Annotated in this window: 22 protein-coding genes; 15 read left to right on the top strand and 7 right to left on the bottom strand. The window is 64.8% G+C overall.

Annotated elements, in window-relative coordinates:
* The first annotated feature begins 107 nt into the window (after window positions 1-107).
* Complete coding sequence (der, locus tag LZ016_RS09195; RefSeq protein ID WP_241447076.1) at window positions 108-1,466, top strand: ribosome biogenesis GTPase Der; 1,359 nt, start codon at window positions 108-110, stop codon at window positions 1,464-1,466.
* A 58-nt stretch (window positions 1,467-1,524) separates the two neighbouring features.
* A complete protein-coding gene (locus LZ016_RS09190) occupies window positions 1,525-1,959 on the top strand; it encodes an Hpt domain-containing protein (RefSeq protein ID WP_241447075.1) in 435 nt (144 codons plus the stop codon).
* Here LZ016_RS09190 and LZ016_RS09185 read toward each other — a convergent pair.
* The 6 genes from LZ016_RS09185 to purL form a co-directional block, all read right to left on the bottom strand.
* Window positions 1,956-3,218 (bottom strand): DUF418 domain-containing protein, encoded by a 1,263-nt coding sequence (locus tag LZ016_RS09185; protein WP_241447074.1) that lies wholly within the window; start codon window positions 3,216-3,218, stop codon window positions 1,956-1,958. The two genes, LZ016_RS09190 and LZ016_RS09185, sit on opposite strands and share 4 nt — an antisense overlap.
* A 52-nt stretch (window positions 3,219-3,270) precedes the next feature.
* Entirely contained in the window at window positions 3,271-3,750 is a 480-nt protein-coding gene (gene bfr / locus LZ016_RS09180) for a bacterioferritin (RefSeq protein WP_241447073.1), read from the bottom strand.
* A gap of 117 nt (window positions 3,751-3,867) precedes the next feature.
* Window positions 3,868-4,071, bottom strand: a complete 204-nt coding sequence (locus LZ016_RS09175) for a (2Fe-2S)-binding protein (protein WP_241447072.1) — start codon at window positions 4,069-4,071, stop codon at window positions 3,868-3,870.
* Window positions 4,072-4,173: 102 nt separating this feature from the next.
* The gene (locus tag LZ016_RS09170) at window positions 4,174-4,515 is read right to left on the bottom strand and encodes a hypothetical protein (protein ID WP_366512897.1); all 342 of its coding nucleotides are present in this window, start codon (window positions 4,513-4,515) and stop codon (window positions 4,174-4,176) included.
* Window positions 4,512-4,961 (bottom strand): hypothetical protein, encoded by a 450-nt coding sequence (locus tag LZ016_RS09165; RefSeq protein ID WP_241447071.1) that lies wholly within the window; start codon window positions 4,959-4,961, stop codon window positions 4,512-4,514. Before LZ016_RS09165 ends, LZ016_RS09170 begins: the two co-directional genes overlap by 4 nt.
* A gap of 48 nt (window positions 4,962-5,009) precedes the next feature.
* The gene (purL, locus tag LZ016_RS09160) at window positions 5,010-7,265 is read right to left on the bottom strand and encodes a phosphoribosylformylglycinamidine synthase subunit PurL (RefSeq protein WP_241447070.1); all 2,256 of its coding nucleotides are present in this window, start codon (window positions 7,263-7,265) and stop codon (window positions 5,010-5,012) included.
* Between the two features lie 122 nt (window positions 7,266-7,387).
* On the opposite strand from purL, the gene LZ016_RS09155 reads away from it, so the two are divergent.
* Window positions 7,388-7,864 (top strand): VOC family protein, encoded by a 477-nt coding sequence (locus LZ016_RS09155; RefSeq protein WP_241447069.1) that lies wholly within the window; start codon window positions 7,388-7,390, stop codon window positions 7,862-7,864.
* A 60-nt stretch (window positions 7,865-7,924) separates the two neighbouring features.
* Here LZ016_RS09155 and LZ016_RS09150 read toward each other — a convergent pair whose 3' ends face one another.
* Window positions 7,925-8,257: a hypothetical protein gene (locus LZ016_RS09150; RefSeq protein WP_241447068.1), complete on the bottom strand. Its 333-nt coding sequence runs from the start codon at window positions 8,255-8,257 to the stop codon at window positions 7,925-7,927.
* An 83-nt stretch (window positions 8,258-8,340) separates the two neighbouring features.
* Here LZ016_RS09150 and LZ016_RS09145 point away from each other — a divergent pair, with 83 nt between their 5' ends.
* The 12 genes from LZ016_RS09145 (at window position 8,341) to murG (ending at window position 21,052) form a co-directional block, all read left to right on the top strand.
* Complete coding sequence (locus tag LZ016_RS09145) at window positions 8,341-8,574, top strand: hypothetical protein (RefSeq protein ID WP_241447067.1); 234 nt, start codon at window positions 8,341-8,343, stop codon at window positions 8,572-8,574.
* A 2-nt stretch (window positions 8,575-8,576) separates the two neighbouring features.
* Complete coding sequence (locus LZ016_RS09140; RefSeq protein ID WP_241447066.1) at window positions 8,577-9,305, top strand: GldG family protein; 729 nt, start codon at window positions 8,577-8,579, stop codon at window positions 9,303-9,305.
* A gap of 305 nt (window positions 9,306-9,610) precedes the next feature.
* On the top strand, window positions 9,611-10,102 hold the full coding sequence (locus tag LZ016_RS15700; RefSeq protein WP_241447065.1) for a division/cell wall cluster transcriptional repressor MraZ: 492 nt from the start codon (window positions 9,611-9,613) through the stop codon (window positions 10,100-10,102).
* Window positions 10,099-11,058: a 16S rRNA (cytosine(1402)-N(4))-methyltransferase RsmH gene (gene rsmH, locus LZ016_RS09130; RefSeq protein ID WP_241447064.1), complete on the top strand. Its 960-nt coding sequence runs from the start codon at window positions 10,099-10,101 to the stop codon at window positions 11,056-11,058. Before LZ016_RS15700 ends, rsmH begins: the two co-directional genes overlap by 4 nt.
* Window positions 11,055-11,795: a hypothetical protein gene (locus LZ016_RS09125; protein WP_241447063.1), complete on the top strand. Its 741-nt coding sequence runs from the start codon at window positions 11,055-11,057 to the stop codon at window positions 11,793-11,795. Before rsmH ends, LZ016_RS09125 begins: the two co-directional genes overlap by 4 nt.
* Complete coding sequence (locus tag LZ016_RS09120) at window positions 11,792-13,507, top strand: peptidoglycan D,D-transpeptidase FtsI family protein (RefSeq protein WP_241447062.1); 1,716 nt, start codon at window positions 11,792-11,794, stop codon at window positions 13,505-13,507. Before LZ016_RS09125 ends, LZ016_RS09120 begins: the two co-directional genes overlap by 4 nt.
* 5 nt (window positions 13,508-13,512) lie before the next feature.
* The gene (locus tag LZ016_RS09115) at window positions 13,513-14,940 is read left to right on the top strand and encodes a UDP-N-acetylmuramoyl-L-alanyl-D-glutamate--2,6-diaminopimelate ligase (RefSeq protein ID WP_241447061.1); all 1,428 of its coding nucleotides are present in this window, start codon (window positions 13,513-13,515) and stop codon (window positions 14,938-14,940) included.
* Complete coding sequence (locus LZ016_RS09110; protein WP_241447060.1) at window positions 14,937-16,328, top strand: UDP-N-acetylmuramoyl-tripeptide--D-alanyl-D-alanine ligase; 1,392 nt, start codon at window positions 14,937-14,939, stop codon at window positions 16,326-16,328. Before LZ016_RS09115 ends, LZ016_RS09110 begins: the two co-directional genes overlap by 4 nt.
* Window positions 16,316-17,386 carry a phospho-N-acetylmuramoyl-pentapeptide-transferase gene (gene mraY, locus LZ016_RS09105; RefSeq protein WP_241447059.1) on the top strand — a complete coding sequence of 357 codons (1,071 nt, stop codon included), beginning with the start codon at window positions 16,316-16,318 and terminating at the stop codon, window positions 17,384-17,386. Before LZ016_RS09110 ends, mraY begins: the two co-directional genes overlap by 13 nt.
* Window positions 17,383-18,675, top strand: coding sequence for a UDP-N-acetylmuramoyl-L-alanine--D-glutamate ligase (gene murD / locus LZ016_RS09100; protein WP_241447058.1), 1,293 nt, complete (start codon window positions 17,383-17,385; stop codon window positions 18,673-18,675). The genes mraY and murD overlap by 4 nt, the downstream gene beginning before the upstream one ends.
* Window positions 18,672-19,892, top strand: coding sequence for an FtsW/RodA/SpoVE family cell cycle protein (locus LZ016_RS09095; RefSeq protein WP_241447057.1), 1,221 nt, complete (start codon window positions 18,672-18,674; stop codon window positions 19,890-19,892). The genes murD and LZ016_RS09095 overlap by 4 nt, the downstream gene beginning before the upstream one ends.
* Window positions 19,892-21,052, top strand: a complete 1,161-nt coding sequence (gene murG, locus LZ016_RS09090) for an undecaprenyldiphospho-muramoylpentapeptide beta-N-acetylglucosaminyltransferase (RefSeq protein ID WP_241447056.1) — start codon at window positions 19,892-19,894, stop codon at window positions 21,050-21,052. The genes LZ016_RS09095 and murG overlap by 1 nt, the downstream gene beginning before the upstream one ends.
* The last annotated feature ends 23 nt before the right edge of the window (window positions 21,053-21,075 follow it).

Genomic DNA, 21,075 nt, shown 5'->3' with positions numbered 1-21,075 from the left:
GAACCGCGCGATTCAATACGCTCGCCGCTGACTCGTTCCGTTGCGCATGCGAATCGTCTTTTATCACGCGCCTTCGCAGAAGCAGATTCATCGGCTAACCGCCGCGCATGCCCCGTCTCCCCACCGTAGCGATCGTCGGACGTCCCAATGTGGGGAAGTCGACGCTCTTCAACCGCCTCGTCGGCAAGAGACTGGCGCTGGTGGACGATCGCCCCGGCGTCACCCGCGACCGCCGCGAGGGCGACGCGAAGCTGCTGGGGCTGGAGTTCCGCGTGATGGATACCGCGGGTTACGAGGACGAGGATCCGCATACGCTTCCCGGCCGGATGCGCCAGCAGACCGAAGCGGCCGTGCGCGCTGCTGACGTGGCCCTGTTCCTGATCGACGGTCGAGAGGGCCTGACGCCGCTCGACGAGGAGATCGCGCGCTGGCTTCGTGCGGGCCAGACGCCCGTCATCGTCGCCGCCAACAAGGCCGAAGGGAATGCCGGCGAGAGCGGCCGTCTCGAAGCCTTCGCTCTCGGCCTGGGCGAGCCGATCGCTATCAGCGCGGAGCACGGCGAGGGGATCGTCGACCTCTTCGAGAGCCTTCGCCCCTTCGTCGAGCGCGAGGAGGACGAGTTCGAGGAGGAAGAGGACGAAGAGGATCCCGGCCGGCCGCTGAAGCTCGCGATCGTCGGCCGCCCGAATGCGGGTAAGTCCACGCTTGTGAACCGGATGCTCGGAGAAGAGCGCATGATCACCGGTCCTGAGGCGGGCATCACGCGCGATTCCATCACCCTCGACTGGGAGTGGAACGGACGTCCGGTTCGTCTCGTCGACACCGCCGGCCTCAGAAAACGCGCCAAGATCGAGGACAAGCTTGAAAAGCTGTCAGGGGCGGACGCCCGCCGGTCGATCGAGCACGCCGAAGTGGTTGTGCTCCTCCTGGACGCAACGCGCGGGCTAGAGGCCCAGGACCTGCGCATTGCAGACCACGTGATCGAAGAGGGCAGGGCTCTCATCATCGCGCTCAACAAGTGGGACGTTGCCGAGCACGCCTCCTCGCTGTTCAACGGCGTGAAGAGGGCGCTGGAGGAGGGCCTCTCGCAGCTGAGGGGCGTGCCCGTGCTCGCCATCTCCGCGAAGACGGGCAAGGCGGTCGACGACGTTCTCAAGGTCGCCTTCGATCTGCGGGAGTCCTGGTCGCGTCGCATTTCGACGGGAGAACTCAACCGCTGGTTCGAGCATGCGGTCGATGCCAACCCGCCGCCCGCGCCGTCCGGCCGGCGCATCAAGCTGCGCTACATCACGCAGGTGAAGACCCGGCCGCCCACGTTCGTGGTGTTCGGTACGCGCGTCGATCAACTGCCCGACAGCTACCGCCGCTACTTGCTGAACTCGATGAGGCGGGACCTGAAGATCGAGCCGGTGCCGCTGCGGCTGTCCTTCCGCGCGCCGAAAAATCCATTCGACGATCGACGCTAAGGCTAATTTTACCCTTTCGCCCGTAAGCCGGAGTTCAAGTGGGCACACGGGGAAGATGATGAGCGACGACGACTCCAAAATCGTCGATTGGGTACATTTCGAGAGAAGCCGTTCCGAACTGGGGGCGGGCTTCATCCGAATCCTGAGCTATTTCCGCGAAGACGGAGCCAAGTCGGTCTCACAGATCGAAGAGGCGATGCACGACCAGAACACGGCCGCGCTCGTCATTCCCGCGCACACGATCAAGGGTGAGGCCCGCCAGTTCGGCGCGGAGCCGCTCGCTGAGATCGCAGAGCTGATCGAAAGCACCGCGCGCCTGTGCGTCGAAACCCGTCGCTTTCCCGACGAGCTCGTTCCCGAAGTGGTGGAGCTTCGCCGTCTGTTCGATCGCACCGTCGACCTGTTCGACCGCGCGACCAATCCCCTCCTGACGCGCAACCCGCAGGGCGCATTCGGGCGAAAGGTTTCGAACCAGAACTTCGGCCGGATCTAGGCCGCAGCTTCCCTTCCGCTCTTCCGCATCGGCTGAAACTCCAGCCGCGCAAGGCTGCGCCACAGCCATTCGAAGGGACCGTAGCGGAAGCGGTCGAGCCACGGCTTCGACCACAGCAGCATCAGCAACCAGACGAACGGGACGACGAGCCACGCCTCGGCGCGGGTCAACTTGCCGTACCAACCGAGTCCCCAGCCGTAGAAGATGAAGGTGCAGACGAAGCTGGTGCCGAGATAATTGCTGAAGGCTGCTCGGCCGACCGCCGCGAAGCGCTGCACGATCCAGCCCATGTTCCGGCTCAGCAGGATCAGCAGCGCGGCATATCCGGAGGCCATCGCCAGCCGAAAAGGAACCATCAGCGATTCAAAGCCCGTGAGCAGGGTGGGCATGTAGAACCTGCTGGCGATGTCCACGATCACAAGCGCGCCGAAGCCGGCCAGGCCTATGGGAATTCCCAGCCTGACGATCCGCCAATAGTCGCGATCGTCCCAGGCGCCGGTCAGGAAGCCGGACCTGAGCCCGGCCATTCCAAGCAGCATCAGTCCGAGCGTATCGGGCAGAAGCAGCAGATCGTTGGTGAGAACGTCAGTGGCCTCACCGGCCTGATGCTTGACGATGCCGGTCCAGGGCCCGCCGTAGACTGCACGGTCCTCGGCCACGTCGTCCGCGGGCGGGTAGAAGGATGAAAGGTTCAGCTCCCAGTTGAGCCGGTCAAGCGGGTCGGCATTTGCCGCATGCGCCTGGACGTCCTGCCGCAGGAGCGTAACGCCGATCGCCGCGAACAGGATCAGGTTGAAGAGTGAGAAGCTCAGGCCCGCAGCGACCAGCTTCTCCGTCGCAAGCTTTCGAAACGGAAAGGCGATCAGGCCCGTGATCGCATAGAGCGTCAGAATGTCACCGCGCCACAGCAGAATGGCATGCGCGGCGCCGATGACGAGAAGCACCGCCATGCGCCGCCAGTGGACCGTCCAGCCACTCTCGCCCCTCCGTTCGGCACGGTCGATGATCAAAAGCATCGAGGCGCCGAAGAGCACGGAGAACAACGTCCTGAACTTGCCGTCCACGAAGAGCATGTTCGCGATCCAGACGGCGAGGCTCGCGGGGTCGGGCCACCCGAAGGCCGCGGGGTTCAGATAGGCGGCCTGCATCATCGAGAAGTCGACGATGTTGACGGACAGGATGCCCATGACGGCGACGCCGCGGATCACGTCGAGTGTGACGATGCGGCGATCGCTGCGGGCGATTGTCTCGGTCGTCATGCGGCAATCACCCTCCAGCAAGGGCGTCGTAAACCGCTAACGACAGTGGGCGCTAGTCCTCGGCCGGCTTGGACTGGAGCTGGATGTAGTTCTCGAGGCCCATGCGCGCGATCATCTCGAACTGCGTCTCGATGAAGTCGATGTGCTTCTCCTCGTCCTCGAGGATGCTGCGCGCTAGGTCGCGGGTGACGTAGTCGCGGACGCTTTCGGCGTGTTGGATCACGTCGCGGTACAGTTTGGCGCCCTGCTGCTCGGCTTCCATGTCGGCCTTCAGGATCTCCTCGACATTCTCGCCGATGCGGAGCCGGCCGAGCGCCTGGAAGTTGGGCAGGCCGTCGAGGAAAAGGATTCGCTCGGCGAGGCTGTCGGCATGCTTCATCTCGTCGATGGATTCGTGACGCTCATATTCGGCGAGCCGCTTCACGCCCCAATTGTCGAGCATGCGATAGTGCAACCAATATTGGTTGATCGCCGTCAGCTCTTCCTTGAGCGCCTCGTTGAGAAGCTCGATGACCTTGGCGTCGCCCTTCATGCGCTAAGCCTCCCTGTTCGGCCGGAAGGCTGTACTCCCCATATATAGCTTAGGGAAGCTCAAAGAATGGCGGAAAACAGGGAAAAACATGCGACTGATAGTCAGTCGCAGGAGAGGTCAGGCGGCCTTGCAGCTCACCAGGCGGAGGTGTGGCGCCTTGGCGTGCTCCTCGTCGATCACTTCCTGCGCATAGTCGAGGCAGCATCCGCACTGCACTTCGCAGCCGTGGCAGGCGTAGGCAGCCTCAGGCGTCGTAGAGCCCGCGCGCGCGGCCTTGCGGACTTCGCTCTCGGTGATTCGATTGCAGACGCAGACGATCATGGAGATCGATATAATCGATAATGCGAACCATTCGCAAGTAAAATCAGGTCCGACGCTTCATCAGCTTCAGCCCCGACCACGTCGCATCGACCGCGCAGACCTTCACATCGACCAGGCCCGTCGGCAGGCAGACGTCACGGATCGTGTCCTCGGTGATGTCGGTCGCGACCTTCGATGCCTTCTTGGGCCAGCTACCCAGATGAAACCGGACGCGGAAAGGAGCGGCATGAGTTGGCGCAGGCGTTCTTCCAGCATTGCCGGCTCGGTAACGAAGACGTGCGCCGCATCAATCGGCGCTTCGGCAACGGTGAGCAGGTCGAGCGCGAGCCCTTCCGATGCGATCTCATGCGCGACACTGTCGGGCATGCCCTCGCGCCAGACGCGCATCCCATCCTTGAGCGACAGCTTCTTCGCGAGCGGAGTGCCGGAGTACCCGGCCGTCACGCGTGTTTCGGTCGCAGGTATCGTGCGGCGACGAGGGCCATCGGGATGCCGACCAGGCAGATGTGAGCGAACAACTGTGTCGCAATGGAGATAGGCTTCGGCGGCAGCGGCGTTCCGAAGCGGATCGGAACCGCGATCAGGTTCATGACCGCGTAGGTCAGGAGGCCGTAGCCGATCCCGGCGAGGATCGGGCTTTCGAGGAGCCGAGGCCGCTCGCACACGATCAGCATGAAGACGGCCGCCATGATCGCCATCAGCGCGAAGTGGACCACCACGCCGAGGATCGCGCCGCTCGCCCCCATCTCCGTCGCGGCGGGGAACGGGCCCGAGGCCACGAACCGCAACATGTTTCCAATCTCGCGGCCGAACCAGACAGTCAGGATCATTGCGAACAGGATGTCGAGCGTGCCGCTGACGGCGGTCGCAACGGCGATCGGTTTGAGCATGGAGCCTCCCCCTCGATGGAGGGAGGCTGGGTCCCTGCTCCGCTCAAGTCAAGCGAGCGCCGCGTCGGCTCCCATCAGCTTGGGGAAGAAGCCTTCGTGGGCCGCGCGGAGGTCGCTCAGCGCAACGGTCTGCGGGCCGCCACGATCTACGAGGTCGAACGTCAGTGCGTCGCCGCCGGTCGTGCCGATCGGTACTGCGAAGAGCTGCGCGTCATTGGCGAGCGCGCGGACGCGATCGGGGTCGGTGGTGGTCACGACGTAACGACCCTGATCCTCGCCGAAGAGGATCGCAGCGGGGTTCGGAATCTGCGGAACGACTGTCATGGTCATGCCGATCTTCCCGGCAAGCGCCATCTCCGCGACCGCAACTGCGGCACCGCCGTCGGCACAATCGTGCACCGCGGTGACAAGAGCGTCGGCAATGAGCTTGCGGATGCATTCACCCGCGCGGCGCTCGGCGTCCAGGTCGACCGGTGGCGGCGTGCCTTCGCGGCGGCCGTGACAGACGTCGAGCCACAGCGACTGGCCCGCATGGCTGTCACTATGCCCGATGAGGATGACGTGCTCGCCCGCCGCCTTGAACGCGATCGTAGCGCTCTTCTCCCAGTCGTCGAGCAATCCCACGCCGCCGATCGCCGGCGTCGGCAAGATCGCGCTTCCACCGCCCGTCGCCTTGCTCTCATTATAGAGGCTGACGTTGCCGCTCACGATTGGGAAGTCGAGCGCGCGGCAGGCTTCGCCCATGCCCTCCAGCGCGCCGACGAACTGGGCCATAATCTCCGGGCGCTGCGGGTTGCCGAAGTTGAGGCAGTTGGTGACCGCCAGCGGCTTCGCGCCGACCGCGCAGAGGTTGCGATAGGCTTCGGCGATCGCCTGCTTTCCGCCCTCGAGCGGGTCGGCATAGACGTAGCGCGGCGTGCAGTCCGTGCTGATCGCCAGCGCCTTCTTCGTCCCGTGCACGCGCACGACAGCTGCGTCGCCTCCCGGCTTCTGCACCGTGTCCGCGCCAACGGACTGATCATATTGCTCCCAGATCCAGCGGCGGCTGGCGAGGTTCGGCGATCCCATCAGCTTCAGCAGGTCGGCCGCGATGTCCGTGCTTTCGGGCACGCTCTCCAGCGGCTTCACGCCCGCCCACGACTTATACTCGTCCTGGCTGATGTAGGGCCGCTCATAGCAGGGCGCCTCGTCGGCCAGAGGGCCGAGCGGGATGTCGCAAACGACCTCCCGATTCCACTCCAGCACCATGTGACCGGTGTCGGTGACTTCGCCGATGACCGCGAAGTCGAGCTCCCACTTGCGGAAGATGGCTTCGGCCATGGGTTCCTTGCCTGGCTTCAGCACCATGAGCATGCGCTCCTGGCTCTCGCTCAGCATCATTTCGTACGGGGTCATGCCCTCCTCGCGGCACGGCACCTTGTTCATGTCGAGGCGGATGCCCGCGCCGCCCTTCGACGCCATTTCGACGGAGGATGAGGTGAGACCCGCGGCGCCCATGTCCTGGATGGCGACGATGGCATCGGTTGCCATCAACTCGAGACAGGCTTCGATTAGCAGCTTTTCGGTGAAGGGATCACCGACCTGCACGGTCGGACGCTTCTCGTCGCTATTCTCGTCGAAGTCGGCGCTGGCCATAGTCGCGCCGTGAATGCCGTCGCGGCCGGTCTTCGAGCCGACGTAGACGATCGGATTCCCGATGCCCGTCGCCGCTGAGTAGAAGATCTTGTCCGTCTTCGCGACGCCGACGGTCATGGCGTTGACGAGGATGTTGCCGTCATAGGCGGCGTCGAAATTGACCTCGCCGCCGACGGTGGGGACGCCAACGCAATTGCCATAGCCGCCAATGCCGTGGACGACGCCGGCAATCAGGTGGCGCATCTTCGGATGGTCGGGCCGGCCGAAGCGAAGCGCGTTGAGGTTCGCGACCGGGCGCGCGCCCATGGTGAAGACGTCGCGCAAGATTCCGCCGACGCCCGTCGCGGCGCCCTGGTAAGGCTCGATGTAGGACGGATGGTTGTGGCTCTCCATCTTGAAGATGGCCGCATCGCCGTCGCCGATGTCGATGACGCCCGCATTCTCGCCCGGACCCTGGATAACCCATGAGGCCTCGGTGGGAAGCTTCTTCAGGTGGAAGCGCGAGCTCTTGTAGCTGCAATGCTCCGACCACATGACGGAGAAGATGCCGAGCTCGACGAGGTTCGGTTCGCGGCCGAGCGCATTCAGGATGCGATTGTATTCCTCGGGCGAAAGTCCGTGATCGGCGACCATCTGCGGCGTGATGCGGGGAGCTTCGAGAACGTCCATGGGCGGCCCCTTAGCCCCGTCTGCCAGCGGCGGCTAGGTTGCGACGAACGGCAGGCGCAGCCCTTGGGGCGACTCGTTGCGCGGCTGTAAGGTTCTGGCGGGCGGGGGAGAGGAGAAGTCACATGCCGAAGCCCATTCCTGAAGGCTATCACAGTGTCACGCCTTACCTCGTCGTCGACGATGCGAATGCCGCAATCAAATTCTACGGACGAGCGTTCGGGGCGACGGAAAAATTCCGGCTACCGATGGGCGACCGCATTGGCCATGCCGAGCTCCAGATCGGAGACAGCGTCGTCATGCTCGCCGACGAATTCCCGGACATGGGTCACCTGGGCCCGAAGAGCCGCGGCGGTCCGACCTCGAGCATTCTGCTCTACGTCGACAATGTCGATGAGGCCTTCAACAAGGCGATCAATGCGGGCGCCACGCAGCAGCGGCCGCTGGAAAACCAGTTCTGGGGCGACCGCATGGGCACGCTCGTCGACCCGTTCGGACACCAATGGAGCCTCGCTACCCATGTCGAGGAAGTGCAGCCGGACGAGATGCAGCGGCGGATGGAGCAGATGGGCTCGGCCCAGAAGCAGGCCGAACCCGCCTGAGCTGAAACGAAAACGACGCGGGAGAGCATCCCGCGCCGTTTGAATTGCTTGGATTGCGGCTTAAGCCTTGCAGCTCTGGCCTTTGTAGGTGATCGAAGAAGCTGCAGCATCGCCCGTGAGCGAAGCGTCGCCGGCCGGGATCGAGGTCCCGACGTCGTTACGATCCTTTTTCGCGCGCGCGGAGCCGTCGGACAGCCAGTCGAGGTAGACGACGCTGTTGTCCTTGCAGCGATAGACCTTGCTGGCGTTGATTGACGGCGGAAGAACGACACCGACGTTGTTCATCGGCTCATCGTCGGCTCCAGGCCCGGCAACGATGGTGTGGTCTTCATTGTTACAGCCGGCTAGCGCGGCGACCGCAACGAGCGTGAGGATTGTGAGGGGGCGAGTCATATCGTTGCCTTTCACAACCGGAGTGTAGAACGTCAAGGCACCTGCTTGCATTGTACCGTCTCGGGCCATAGCTTCCAAACACAATGGCTGCAGACGCCGGCACGACCGCTCAGCGCATACGTTATGGGCTTACTGGCCTCGCGATTGCCTTCCTGATTGTCCTGATGGGATCCGTCATCAGCAGGGCAAGTCGCGAGAACTCGCCTACGCCGACCAACACAGTCTCGAACGAAGCGGATCCTAGCGAGCCGATGGCGCAGCTCGGTGTCGCGCCAGGTGCCGAACCGACGGACAACGGCTCCACGAACAAACAGTGACGATGCGCCGCGGCGCGCGGGTCTGGACTTTCGCGGCGGCCGCGCTCGCTCTGGCTGGGGCCGCCGCAATTGCGGTCACCAGCCGCGACGCATCGCGCGCCGTTTCGCCTCGCCCGGAAAACGAGCGGCCGCCGTTGCTGCTGGTCACCAGCCTTCCCTTGGTCTTCGCTGAAGAGTTCACGCTGAAATCCGGGGGTTCGCCCGCTTTGCAGGCGCTCGACAGCCGGTACCATGTCGTACCCATTGGCACGACAGACCCCGCTTCGCTCCGCCAGGCAAAGCTCTTGCTGATGGCGCATCCACTGGCGCAGCCCGCAGAAGACCTCGTCGCGCTTGACGACTGGGTGCGGCAAGGTGGGCGCATCCTGCTCCTTGCCGACCCGCGCCTGGATTGGCCAAGCGAGCGGCCGCTCGGCGACAAGTTGAGGCCGCCGCCCGCGTTCGCGGACACTGGGCTGCTGTTGCATTGGGGCCTGCGTCTGCAACCTCCCGAACAATCGAGCGTCGAGCAGCGCAGCCTCGGAAGCCGTACCATCCAAACGGCATCTCCAGGCGCCCTGATCGGGGCCTGTCAGATCGCAGCCGACCGGCTGGTCGCGCACTGCCGTATCGGGAAGGGGCGGGCAACCGTGATCGCCGATGCCGATTTTCTCAACGTCGAGCGGTTTGGCGACGAAGGCTCATCCAACCTTCAGGCGCTGCTCGCCGAACTCGGCCGGCTGGAACACTGAGTCGCCAGTGACTTGCCGGTTGATTCTCCGATTCGGTCTGCGCACAGACTTATCCACAGGATCAAAGAGGTAGAACAGTTCAAGAACATCCCGTCGATTTGAGGTAAAAAAGCCGCAGAAATCCGCCTTTGGGCATAAAAACCCATGAAATGGCATCAAAATCCATTGAGTCCCCAAACCCGTTGAGTTACCAACATCGGGTAGTGCGGGGCTGACCCCAATGCCTGTGTGTTTGGGCGCGGAAGCGCGGCGATGCCGTGCGTCCGTGAACGGGAAAGCTTTGCGCTGCGAACGGGGAATTGGACGTGGCGCTAGAGCATCTGTTTCAAGGCAGCGCACTGAACGCGGTCGACGCAAAGGGCCGCGTATCCGTTCCCGCATTCCTTCGCTCCGTGATCGAGCGCCGCGGCGATTCCCGCACGATCGTCCTCGCCAAGCACGAAGCCTTCCCCTGTCTCAGCGCCTATGACCCCGCATACGCCGCGCTGAAGCACGCGAAGCTGGAGCGGTTGCTCGAGAAAGAAGAGACGAGCGCCGACGCGCAGCTCGAATATCAGCAGCGCAACCTGATGGCCTTCGCGGCGACGGAAGAGGTCCCGTACGACCCGTCCGGCCGCATCGTCCTCCCGCCGATGATGCGCCGTAAGGGCGGCCTCGAGGATCTCGCACTGTTCCTCGGCACCGGCGAGACGTTTCAGATCTGGAACCCGACCGCGTTCCTGAAGGACGCGCGCATTCCGGACGATATGAAGGACATCGCCCGCTTCCGCCTGGAAGAGAAGGGGCTGAAGGCATGACCGGCCGTGACGCAACCGCGCCGCACGTGCCGGTGCTTCTCGAGGAAGTCGTAACCGCGATGGCCCTCCATGAGGGCGAGACCGCGGTCGACGGAACTTTTGGGGCAGGCGGCTATACGTCCGCGCTGCTTCGGGTGGGGGCGGGACGAGTGATCGCTTTCGATCGCGACCCCGAGGCGATCGAAGCTGGTCGATCACTCGTCCCAGACTCACGACTGACGCTGGTCGAGGATCGATTCAGCCAGATGGACCGCGTGCTTGCGGAACGGGGCATCGGCCTCGTCGATGCGATCACGCTCGATATCGGCGTCTCCTCGATGCAACTGGACAGAGCGGACCGCGGCTTTTCCTTCTCGGCCGACGGTCCGCTCGACATGCGCATGGAAAAGGCCGGCCCGACGGCCGCCGACTTCCTCAACGAGGCCGACGAGGCCGAGATCGTTCGCGTGCTGCGCGACTATGGCGAGGAGCCGCGCGCTCGCGCGATCGCTCGCGCCATTGTCGCCAACCGGCCGATCGAGCGCACCGGCGAGCTTGCGGCGATCGTCCGCCGCGCCGTCGGCTATCGGCAGGGCCAGAAAAGCGATCCTGCGACCCGGACATTCCAGGCCATCCGCATTCACCTGAACGCCGAGCTCGACGAGCTGGAGGGTGGGCTGGCGGCCGCCGAGCGTGCCCTGAAGCCCGGCGGCCGCCTTGCAGTGGTGACCTTTCACAGTCTTGAGGACCGTATCGTGAAGCGGTTCTTCCGTGAACGTAGCGGCGCGACGCCAGCGGGGTCGCGTCACCGCCCTGTCGTTGTTCAAGGCCCCGCACCAACATTCGAACGGGTTGCGAAGCCGGTCAGCCCATCGGAGGCCGAGATCGCACGCAACCCCCGGTCGCGCTCCGCCCGGCTGCGCAGCGCGATCCGCACCTCGGCTCCAGCGTGGAAGAGTACAGGAGACAAGAAATGAGCGCCGCCCGTAGCTTCCGCTCGGTGTTCATGGTCGCGACGTGCGCAGGTGCTGCGCTGACTTGCTATCTCGTTTCCCTAAACGTCGCCTCGGAGCGCGCCTCCCTCGAGGACGTAGAGACGAAGATCGTTCTCGCACAGCGTGACATCCGCCTGCTGCAGACGGAAATCGGCACGCGCGGCCGGCTCGCGCAGCTCGAGCGGTGGAACGTCAAGGTACTCGCTTTGTCGGCGCCGGCCGCCGACCAGTTCCTGGAAGGTGGATTCCAGCTTGCGCGCCTCGCGCGGCCTGAACAGAAACTCGACGTTCAGGCGCCGGTCGTGCTCGCCTCGGCGCCCGCGCCGCGTCCCCCGTCCGCGCCGCTTAATGAGACTGAGCACGGCGCGGATGACGGCGCGGGCGTCACCGCCGTGCCGGTATCTCGGCTCATGCGCGAAGCCAGCCTGAAGGTTCCGATGCGGGAGACGGTCGAAGCGCCTCCGGCTCCAACTCCGAAGTCGGTGGCTCCGAAAGTTGAAGCGCTGCAGAAGCCCGCGAAGCCTGCCACTACGAGCAAGCCTGTCGCGGTGAGCAAGCCCGCGCCGGCCGCCGACAAGAAAGCTGGGGATAAGAAAGCCGCGACTGCTTCCGCGACGGTGACAAAGCCGGTGCGCCTCGCCAGGGTCGATCCGCTGGCCCCGCTTCCCGCGAAGGCTAACCCGAAGAAAACAGCCAAGGATTCCGGCTCGGCCCGATGAACGCTCCGACTCCCGCTCTCGTCGCACCACGGCCCGAGCGGCTCCGACTTGTCGGGCAGCGGCGCCAGATCCTCGGCATGATGCACCAGCGGCTGATGTTCGGCCTGCTGGTCTACGCCGGCATCATCGCGATCATCGCCTTGCGCATCCTCTATCTCGCCGCCTTCGGTGACCATGCGGGGGCGAAGCGCGGGCTGACGGCGCTCGTGCCCGAACGTGGGGACATCGTCGACCGCGACGGTGCTCCGCTCGCCCGTACCATCGATGCCTGGACCATCGGGCTGTGGCCGAAGAAGGTCATCGGCGACAAGCTGGCGCTGGCAAGGCGGCTCGCCGAGCTCATGCCCGAACGGGACGAGGCGGCCTATTTTGCGATGCTCCGCTCGGACAAGAGCTTCTACTTTCTCCGCCGCCGCGCGGCGCCGAGCCTGGTTGAAGCCGTCAATGCGATCGGAGAGCCCGGCCTCGCGCTCGAGCGCGAGCCCGATCGCCTGTACCCGCAGACGACCCTTGCTTCCCACGTCATCGGCTTCACCGATATCGACGGGCATGGCGCGGCGGGCGCCGAGCGGGCCTTCGACAAGCATCTGTCCGAGGCCGCCACGCGCGGCCAGCCGCTGGTCCTTTCGATTTCTAGCAAGGTTCAGCAAGCGCTCGAATTCGAGCTGAACGCGGCGGTGACCGAATTCTCCGCGATCGGCGCTGCAGGCGTAGTGATGGACGTTCACACGGGCGAAGTCCTGGCGATGACGTCCCTACCGTCAATCAATCCCAACACTCCAGGGCAGGGCACGCCCGAGGCGCACTTCAACCGGGCCACGCTCGGCGTGTTCGAGCTCGGCTCGACCTTCAAGCCCTTCACGGTCGCGATGGCGATGGACTCCGGCGTCATCAAGTCGGTCGGCCAAGTCTACAACTGCCCGAACGCGCTGCCGGTCTATGGCCATGTGGTTCACGATACCCATCCTTTCGGCCGCGCCTGCACGGTGGCCGAGATCATGATGGAAAGCTCCAACATCGGCACTGCGCAGATTGCCGACCAGCTCGGCAAGGAGCGTCAGAAGGAATGGCTCAAGAAGATGGGCTTCCTCGACAGGGTCGAGATCGAGCTCAGGGAGCGGGGCCGCGCGCTGAACCCGGGATCGCGCTGGGGACCCTTCGAGACCATGACTATCGGCTTCGGTCAGGGCATCGCAGTTGCACCGCTGCAGCTGGCGATGGGTTACGCGACGCTGTTCGACAACGGCGTCTACCATCCGCCGACGATCCTCAAGCGTGGGCCGGGCAATCCGCGTCCGCCGGGCCGCCGCGTCTTCTCGGAGGAGACGAGCTACAAGATGCGCTCGCTGCTGCGGCTCGTGGTCACGAAGGGCACCGGCAAGAACGCGGATGCTCCCGGTTACCGCATCGGCGGCAAGACCGGCACCGCCCAAAAACTGATCAACGGGCGCTATAGCCAGTCGATCAATATCACGAGCTTCGCGGGTGTGTTCCCGATGGATGACCCGCGCTATGTGATCGTCGTGATGCTTGACGAACCCAAGGCAACGCCGAAGACTTACGGCTTCACCACGGCCGGCTGGAACGCCGCGCCGGTGGTCAGCCGCACCGTTAGCCGGATCGCCCCGATGCTCGGTGTGCGCCCGGACAAGAACCGCGAGCCCGACATGTCGGCTGTGCTTCCCTACGTTCACGAGAAGGCGGAGCACTAAAGACGGTGAAGCTGCGGGATTTGGCGGGCGTCGACAGCGATTCAGAAGTGACGGGTTTTGCCATCGACCATCGCAAGGTGGTCCAGGGCAGCGTCTTCGGCGCCTTCAAGGGCGCGGTCTTCAACGGCGAAGACTTCATCGCCCTCGCGATCGAACGCGGCGCGGTGGCCGTCGTCGCACGCTCGGAGGCTTCGGTCCCGGACGTGCCGCGCCTCTCCGACACTGAGCCGCGGCGGCTGTTCGCGCAGCTCGCCTCGCGCTTCTACGGCCCGTATCCCGAGACGGTCGTGGCGGTTACCGGCACCAACGGAAAGACTTCGACCGTCGAGATGACGCGCCAGCTCTGGCGTATGGCTGGCCACCGCTCGGCCTCGATCGGGACGCTCGGCGTGACCACGTCCGACGACCAGGTGAAGACAGGACTGACGACGCCCGACATCGTCACCTTCCTCAACAATATGGCGGGCCTGAAGCGCTTGGGCATTTCCCATGTCGCTTACGAAGCGTCGTCGCACGGACTCGACCAGCATCGCGCCGAAGGCGTGCCGCTGAAGGCCGCGGCCTTCACCAACTTCAGCCGCGATCACCTCGACTATCACCCGTCGATGGACGCCTACTTCGAAGCGAAGATGCGGCTGTTCGACGAGCTTCTGCCGCAGGACGGAACGGCGGTCGTCTGGACCGACGACCCCAAGTCCGCCGAAGTGATCGAGCGGGTCCGCCGCCGCGGCATCGCCCTGATGACCGTCGGGCGCGCGGGCGAGACGATCCAGCTGGTCGAACAGCAGCCGACGGCGCTCGGCCAGAAGCTGGTCATCCGTTTTGCTGAAGGAACCTACCGTCTCGCTCTGCCTTTGATCGGTGCGTACCAGGCGTCGAACGTCCTGGTTGCGGCAGGCCTGGCTATGGCAACCGGCAGCAAATTCGAGACCGTCTTCTCCGCCATGCAGCGGCTCGCTCCGGTGCGCGGCAGGCTGGAGCGCGCCGTCATCAGCCGCGCCGGAGCGCCGGTCTACATCGACTATGCGCACACGCCTGACGCGCTCGAGGCTGCGATTGCCGCGCTTCGCCCGCACGTCAGCAACCGCTTGATCACCGTCTTCGGTGCAGGCGGCGATCGCGACCAGGGCAAGCGTCCGGAGATGGGCGAGGTCGCCGCGCGCCTCTCGGACGTCGTCATCGTCACCGACGACAACCCCCGCGGCGAGGATCCCGCCACGATCCGCGCTGCCGTCCTCGCGGGCGCGCCGGGGGCCAAGGAAATCGGCGGTCGCCGCGAAGCCATTGCCGAAGCCATCCGCATCGCCGTGGACGGAGACATCATCCTCGTGGCGGGCAAGGGTCACGAGACCGGCCAGATCATCGGCACCGGCGCGAACGAGCGAGTGCTTCCCTTCGACGATGCCTTGGTTGCTCGGGAGTGTGCCGCGTGAGCCCGCTCTGGACTTCCGCCGAGATCGAGGCGGCCACCGGCGGCCGTGCGAGCGCCTCTTTTGAAGTCTCCGGTGTGACCTTCGACAGCCGCGAAGTTCAGCCGGGCGATCTCTTCGTGGCCATGCCCGGCACGGTCTACGACGGGCACAAGTTCGTCGCGGGAGCATTCGCCGCCGGAGCCGCGGGGGCGATCGTTTCCCAACCGGTCGACGGCCCGCACATCCTTGTCGAAGATACTGCAAAGGCTCTCGAAGCGCTCGGCCGCGCGGCCCGCGAACGCTCCCAGGCGCGCATCGTCGGCGTTACCGGCTCCGTTGGAAAGACCAGCACCAAGGAAGCACTCTACGCAGCGCTCGACCGCGTCAGCGGCGGCAAGGCGCACCGCTCCGTCAAGAGCTACAACAACCATACGGGTGTGCCGCTGAGCCTCGCCCGCATGCCCCGCGAGGCCGAATTCGCCGTCCTCGAGATGGGCATGAACAACAAAGGAGAGATCGCCGCGCTGACCCGGCAGGTCCGCCCGCATCTGGTGCTGATCACGGCGATAGCGCCCGCGCACATCGAGAACCTCGGGTCGGAGGAAGCCATTGCGGACGCCAAGGCCGAGATCTTCGAAGGGCTGGAGACCGGCGGCACCGCGATCATCCCGAACGACACGCCGCACCGCGACCGGCTGGTACGCGCAGCGCGCCGCTATGCCGAAAACATCCTGACCTTCGGCCATGGCGATGCGGACGTTCACGCGCTTCACGCGGTGCGCTCCCGCGACGGCGGAAGCCTCATCTCGGCCGCGCTTCTCCAGAGCGAGGTGACTTTCACCATCTCGCAACGGGGCGAGCACTGGGTGTCGAACTCGCTGGCGGTTCTCGCTGCCGTGGAAGCGCTCGGCCAGGATATTGCGGTCGCCGGACTCGCTTTGGCTGACCTCGGCGGGCTCAAGGGTCGCGGCGAGCGTCACACTATTCAGACGGCCGACGGCGAGATCCTGCTGATCGACGAGAGCTACAACGCCAACCCGGCCTCGATGGCGGCGACGCTGAGGAGTCTCGGCGCCGAGATCGGCATCGACCGGCGTATCGCCGTGCTGGGCCCGATGCGCGAGCTCGGAGAGCACAGCAGCGCGCTGCATGCGGGCCTGGCGCCGAACATCCTCGACGCACGCATCGACCGCGTAATCCTGATTGGGGACGAGATGCGGCCGCTCGCGGAGAAGATCGTCGGTCGTGTCGGCCTCGACCTCGCTGCGGACGTTGACGAGGCGACCGAAGCCTTGCTGTCGATGATCCGGCCTGGGGACGCGATACTCGTCAAGGCATCCAACTCGGTCGGCCTTGCGAAGCTGGTGGAACGAGTGTCAGGGGAGCTCAAAGAAACATGCTCTACCTGATCGCCGAACAGCTCGGTTTCCCGGGCATCTTCAACCTCATTCGCTACATCAGCTTCCGGGCTGGTGCAGCGAGCGCGACCGCGCTGCTGATCGGGCTGGTGCTCGGCCCTTGGCTGATTTCCTACCTGCGCGTCCGCCAGGGGAAGGGTCAGCCCATCCGCGCCGACGGCCCGCAAAGCCACCTCGCCAAGCGTGGCACGCCGACCATGGGCGGCCTGCTGATCCTCATTTCGGTCGCGACGTCGGTCCTGCTGTGGATGGACCTTCGAAACCCCTACGTCTGGGCATGCCTGCTGGTAACGGGAGGCTTCGGCCTGATCGGTTTCCTCGACGACTACGACAAGGTGAAGAAGGCCCATCACGCGGGCCTGTCCGGCAGGACGCGGCTCGCGCTGGAATTCCTCATCGCCGGCTTCGCGACCTGGCTAATCGTGAGGGCCGGGACAACGAACCTCTACCTGCCATTCGTCCAAGGTCCGGTGATCGACCTCGGCTGGTTCTACATCGCGTTCGGTGCGTTCGTGATCGTCGCGTTCGGCAATGCGGTGAACCTGACCGACGGGCTCGACGGGCTTGCGACCATGCCGGTGATCATCGCCAGCATCGCCTTCCTTTTGATCTCGTACCTTGTCGGCAACGCGCGCTTCGCCGAATACCTCGGCATTCCGCACGTGCTCGGCGTGGGCGACCTCAGCGTTTTGTGCCTCGCCATCGTCGGCGCGGGCCTCGCCTTCCTCTGGTTCAACGCGCCGCCGGCGGCGGTCTTTATGGGTGACACCGGCAGCCTCGCGCTAGGCGGCGCGCTCGGAGCCATCGCGGTCGCGACGCACCATGAGTTCGTTCTGGCGATCATCGGCGGACTGTTCGTGATCGAGGCGCTGTCCGTGGTGATCCAGGTCTTCTTCTACAAAAGGACCGGCAAGCGCGTCTTCCGGATGGCGCCGATCCACCACCATTTTGAGCATCTCGGCTGGTCGGAGCCGACGGTCGTCATCCGCTTTTGGATCATCAGCTTCGTGCTCGCGCTGGCGGGCCTCGCTACCCTCAAGCTTCGGTGATCACCGCCAAGGCCTTCGCCGGCAAGCATTACGCAGTTTACGGTCTCGCTCGGTCGGGCTTGGCGACGGCAGAGGCGCTGCTCGCCAGCGGCGCGCACGTCACCGCCTGGGACGCGAAGGAACAGGCGAGGGCGAACGCGCCTGCCGGGACCGAGATCGCAAATCTGGACGAAGCGGATCTCAGCCAGTTCGACAGCCTGGTCGTCACGCCCGGCCTGCCGCTCAACCGCCATCCGATCGCCCAGCGCGCCCGCGACGCAGCCGTCGAGATCATCGGCGACATCGAGCTGTTCGCCCGCGCCCGGCCCGAGCTTCCGCCGCACAAGGTCGTCGGGATCACCGGCACCAACGGCAAATCGACGACGACCGCGCTCATCCATCATATCCTCAAGACCGCGGGCGTGCCGACGGAGATGGGCGGCAACATCGGCCTGCCGATCCTCGCGCAGGACCCGCTCCCCGAAGGTGGTGTCTATGTGCTCGAGCTTTCCAGCTATCAGATCGATCTGACGCAGAGCCTCGATTGCGACGTCGCGGTGCTGCTCAACATCACGCCCGATCATCTCGACCGGTACGAGAGCTTTGAGGCTTATGCTGCGTCGAAGATGCGACTTTTTGCGATGCAGACCGATCAGCATTGGGCAGTGGTCGCCGTTGATGACACCACCATCAGGGACAAGATATTCGATTTGAATGATGGCCCCGGAGCTTTGCATATCCCGAACGAAGGCGAGTCCATCGTGTTTGCGGACCAGGACGAGTTCCCATCTCTCCAAGGTCCTCACAACGCGCAAAATATTTGGGCCGCCGAACGAGTTTGCGGCAGCCTCGGGATAGATCGTGACGCGTTCGAAAAGGGCCTCCGCACCTATCCCGGCCTCCCGCACCGCATGGAGCGCGTCCGCGAGAAAGACGGCGTCCTGTTCGTAAACGACAGCAAGGCGACCAACCCGACCGCGACTGCTCCGGCGCTCGCCGCCTTCCCGTCGATCCGCTGGATCCTCGGCGGGCGGGCCAAGACGGATGAGCTCGACGAGTGCGCTCCGCACTTTGCGCACGTCCGCTCCGCCTACACGATCGGAGAGGCCGGTGAATTGTTCGCGAAGTTGCTTGCTCCGCACATGCCGGTCTCAAACTGCGAAACGCTTGAAAATGCGCTGAATCACGCCGCGGAGGATTCACAGCCGGGCGATACCGTTCTACTCTCTCCCGCCTGCGCGTCGTTCGACCAGTTCAAGGACTTCGAGCAGCGGGGGGACAGGTTCCGGGACCTGGTGGGGGCGTTATGATCGGAAGCATCTCAGGACAGATCAAGGCGAAGGCCGCTCGGCTCGACCCAAGCAACTATGGCCGGTCCGATACCTCTGCCGTCGGCCGCTGGTTCTGGGAGATCGACAAGGTCCTTTTGCTGCTGCTCGCGGTCCTCATCGGAATGGGCTTGATCGCAGTCGCGGCCGCCTCGCCTGCAGCGGGAGAGCGCTATTCCGGCGGCTCCGTCCGGTTCTCCGAGCTGCATTACTTCTATCGCCAGATCGTGTGGATCGGCGTCGGCGTGCCGGTGATGATCGCCATCTCGATGATGTCGCGCGAACGCGCGAAGCGCATGTCGCTCGTCGGCGCTGCAATCTTCTTCACGCTGCTGATCTTCGTGCCGATCCTTGGCCCCGAGGTGAACGGCGCGACGCGCTGGATCGACATCGGCATCGGGCAGCTTCAGCCGTCGGAATTCCTCAAGCCCTTCTTCGTCGTCTCGATGGCCTGGCTCCTGTCGCTCCGTGAGCAGGATAAGTCATTGCCCATCTTCCCGCTTTCGGCGGTGCTCGTCGGCGCCGTCGCAGTGCTTCTCATGAAGCAGCCGGACTTCGGCTCGACCATCATCTTCGCCAGTGTATGGATCGCGATGCTTGCCCTTGCCGGCGTGTCGCTGCGGGTGCTTGGCATTCTCGCGGCAGCCGCAGTGGTGGGCGTCATCCTCGCCTACTTCTTCTATCCCGTGGCGACCGTTCGCATCGATGGCTTCCTCTTCGGCGAGGGCGACAATTTCCAGGTAGAGAACGCCATGCGGACGCTGACTGCAGGCGGCCTGTTCGGCATGGGCCCGGGCGCCGGCACGCGCAAGTTCGGCCTGCCGGAGCCGCACACCGACTACATCTTCTCGGTCATCGGCGAGGAGTTCGGCCTGATCGCGTGCCTCGCCATCGCCTGCCTCTATCTGACGATCGTCGCGCGCGTGCTGATCAAGCTGCTCGACGAGGACAACAGCTTCGCGCTTCTCGCCGCCGCTGGTCTTGTCATCGAGTTCGGCTTGCAGGCGCTCATCAACATGATGGTCAACGTCCAGCTTGCCCCGTCGAAGGGCATGACGCTGCCTTTCATCAGCTACGGTGGAAGCTCGATGCTGGCCTTGTCCATAGGCATGGGCTTGCTTCTCGCCTTCACGCGCAGAAATCCGTATCTGACGCGCTCGCCCTATGTCGTGAAATGGAGCGGGGAGCAGACCGCCTGATGAATTTCGTTTTGGCCGCTGGAGGCACCGGGGGTCACATGATCCCCGCGCACGCGCTCGCGGCAGAGCTGAAGAAGCGCGGCCACGGCGTGCTTCTGATCACCGATCAGCGCGGCGCGCGCTTCCCCGGCCTGTTCGAGGGGGTGCCGGTGCACATCCTGCCGGCGGGAAGGCTCGGCGGCGGGCCACTCGGCTGGCTGCGCGCAGGGCGCTCCGTGCTTGCAGGACGGCGTGAGGCGCGGATGCTCTATCGCGACCATCGGCCGGACGCCGTGATCGGCTTCGGCGGATACCCGGCCGTCCCCTCGCTTCTCGCCGCCACGGCCATGCGCATTCCGACGGTGTTGCACGAGCAGAATGCCGTCCTCGGTCGCGCAAACCGCTTTCTCGCTGGCGACGCCGTGGCCATCGGCACTGCGTACACGCAGGTCGAGCGGCTGAAGAAGAGGCTTGAGGACAAGGTCATCCTCGTCGGCAATCCGGTCCGCGACGAGATTGCGCGGCTTGGCGAGCAGCCGTTCCCGGCCTTCGATGAATATGCGCCGTTCAAGATCCTCGTGACGGGCGGGAGCCAGGGCGCGACGGTATTGAGCAAGGTCGTGCCGGAAGGCCTCGGCATGCTCGATCCGTCGCTTCGCCATCGCCTTCAGGTCGTTCAGCAGTGCCGGCCCAACGACATCGACGAGGTCCGGGGTCGCTACGCGCTTCTCGGCATTCCGGCGGAACTGATGACCTATATCGAGGACATGCCCTCGAAGATTGCCGAGGCGCATCTCGTAATCGCGCGCTCCGGTGCTTCGACCGTCGCCGAGCTGACCGCCGCTGGCCGGCCGGCGATCCTGATTCCCTATCCGTCGGCAACCGACGATCACCAGACCGCCAACGCCCGCGACATCACGCAGGCGGGCGGCGCGCGTACGATTATCGAGGAGCAGTTCACGCCCGACGTCCTCGCCCGCCAGATCGAGGTGATGGCCAAGGACCCGCAGGCGCTCGCAAACGCCGCAGCGCGGTCGCTGTCGGTGGGCCGCCCGCATGCCGCGGAGGATTTGGCCGACCTGATGGAGCGTGTCGGCGGCGGGCTTTCGCCGATCGAGGTCGGTCCATCGCTCACTCCGCGCGTAAAGGCGACGGCTCCGACGGGAGGCGTTCCGGCGTGAAGGCGATTCATCTGATGGGACGC

The sequence above is a fragment of the Sphingomonas telluris genome (genome assembly GCF_022568775.1).
GTDB lineage: Bacteria > Pseudomonadota > Alphaproteobacteria > Sphingomonadales > Sphingomonadaceae > Sphingomicrobium > Sphingomicrobium telluris.
This window is presented reverse-complemented; position numbering and strand designations above follow the sequence as displayed.